Annotated in this window: 1 protein-coding gene; it reads left to right on the top strand. The window is 76.6% G+C overall.

Features of this window, described 5'->3' with window-relative positions; translation table 11 throughout:
• Positions 1 to 420 precede the first annotated feature (420 nt).
• Entirely contained in the window at positions 421 to 1,272 is an 852-nt protein-coding gene (locus IH13_RS0133615) for a 3-hydroxybutyrate dehydrogenase (protein ID WP_037843170.1), read from the top strand.
• The last annotated feature ends 357 nt before the right edge of the window (positions 1,273 to 1,629 follow it).

The raw sequence follows: 1,629 nt of genomic DNA on the forward strand, positions 1-1,629 counted from the left end.
GGCCGCGAGCAGCCGGACAGGGCGAACCGTCCGATCCGCCGCGCGAGGCGGCCGAGGAGGGTGGGGCGCACGGGGTACCTCCGAGGATGCGTGAGCCCGCTCGGCTCCGGCGAAGACCGGTCGGCGCGGCTCTGGGCGGTCGGTGCGGCAGGCGGAAAGAGAGGGCCGCCGGTCGCCTGCCAGAGGGGGGACGTTAGGCGCCGCCTGAGGGGCGCCGACATGTGGATGCCCGCCATCCGGTTCCCGGGGGTGTGTGCGTACGGACCGTTGCCCGGCCCGGGGCCGGGCGGCGTACGCGCGTCGGCGCGGCACGGGGCACGGGCCGGGGCGGGCCCATGGGGTGGAACACCATGGCGGAAGGGGGAACTGTGTGGCCCGGCCACGTGTGAGCGGCCGGTCGCGCTTCCTACCGTGACGCCCATGGACAGCACTTCGAGTTCGGGGGCCGGCCGCCGGACGGACGCCCCGCCCCCCGTCCGCCCCGCCGAACCGGGCGGCCCCGCCCCCGTGAACCCGCCGCAGGGCCGCCCCCTGGACGGCCGGACGGCACTGGTCACGGGGGCGGCGAGCGGCATCGGCCGGGCCTGCGCGGTGGCGCTGGCCTCCGCGGGCGCCCACGTACGGGTGGTGGACATCGCCGCCGAGGGGGCCGAGGAGGTCGCGGCACTGATCGGTGGCACCGCCGTGACGGCCGACCTGTCGGTGGCGGAGCAGGTGGACGCGCTGACCGTCGACGACGTGGACATCGTCGTCAACAACGCCGGCCTCCAGCACGTCGCCCCGGTCCACGAGTTCCCGCCGGAGCGGTTCGCGCTGATCCAACGGGTCATGCTGGAGGCCCCGTTCCGCATCCTGCGCCGCGCCCTGCCGGGGATGTACCGGCGCGGATGGGGCAGGGTCGTCAACATCTCCTCGGTGCACGGCCTGCGGGCCAGCCCCTACAAGTCGGCGTACGTCGCCGCGAAGCACGGTCTGGAGGGCCTGAGCAAGGTGGTGGCGCTGGAGGGCGCCCCGCACGGTGTGACGAGCAACTGCGTGAACCCCGGTTACGTACGCACCCCGCTCGTCGAGGGCCAGATCGCCGACCAGTCCCGCGCGCACGGCATCCCGCCCGAGGAGGTGCTGGAGCGCGTGCTGCTGGAACGCAGCGCCGTCAAGCGGCTGATCGAGCCGGAGGAGGTCGGGGCGGCGGTGCTGTGGCTGTGCGGACCGCACGCCGGATCGGTGAGCGGCTCCTCCATGCCGATGGACGGGGCCTGGACGGCCCACTGAGCCCCGGGGCGCGGCGCCCGCCCCCCGCCCCGCCGCCGTACGCGGCCGCGACAGCCGTACCGCGTCCGACCTGCGGCCGGAGCACGGCGAAGGCCCGCTCGCAAGGGGTGACGCGGGGCGGACGGGCTGGCATGGTTGCGCATCGGCAGGCGGGCACGCGACGAGGGAAGGCCGCCCCGTACGGCGCCCGGCGGCGCCGTCGACCGGCCGGACCCGTGCGAAAGGGCGGCGGGCACGACAAGGAGACGGACGATGGACGCGAGCAGCCCGGCGGGCACCCAGGGACCGGCCGGCACGGCGCACCCCTCCGCACCCCCCTCCGGAGCCGCCCCGGACACCTCCGGGGAGCGGCGGGGG

The sequence above is a fragment of the Streptomyces sp. NRRL WC-3549 genome, assembly GCF_000721935.1.
GTDB lineage: Bacteria > Actinomycetota > Actinomycetes > Streptomycetales > Streptomycetaceae > Streptomyces.